Raw genomic sequence first — 265 nt, 5'->3', positions numbered from 1 at the left:
CACCACTGCCGGAATGCCCAGCTCACGCGCGATGATCGCAGCATGACAGGTCCGTCCGCCACGGTTAGTCACAATCGCTGATGCTTTTTTCATGATCGGTTCCCAGTCCGGGTCGGTCATGTCGGTCACCAGCACATCGCCTTTTTCAATGCGATTCATTTCGCTGATATCGTGGATGACCTTCACCACGCCTGCGCCAATACGATGACCGATAGCACGACCTTCCACGACGACGCTGCCCTGCCCCTGCAGCGTGTAACGCTCC

General features: G+C 57.7%; 1 protein-coding gene. It reads right to left on the bottom strand.

Features of this window, described 5'->3' with window-relative positions; all coding sequences use genetic code 11:
• A partial coding sequence (locus tag SB765_RS30470; protein ID WP_410932600.1) for a PEP-utilizing enzyme occupies window positions 1–265 on the bottom strand: 265 nt, incomplete at both ends.

This window comes from Pseudomonas sp. SIMBA_067, assembly GCF_046534675.1.
Taxonomy (GTDB): Bacteria; Pseudomonadota; Gammaproteobacteria; order Pseudomonadales; family Pseudomonadaceae; genus Aquipseudomonas; species Aquipseudomonas putida.
Note: the sequence above shows the minus strand (reverse complement) of the source record. Positions and strands in the feature narration are given on the sequence as shown.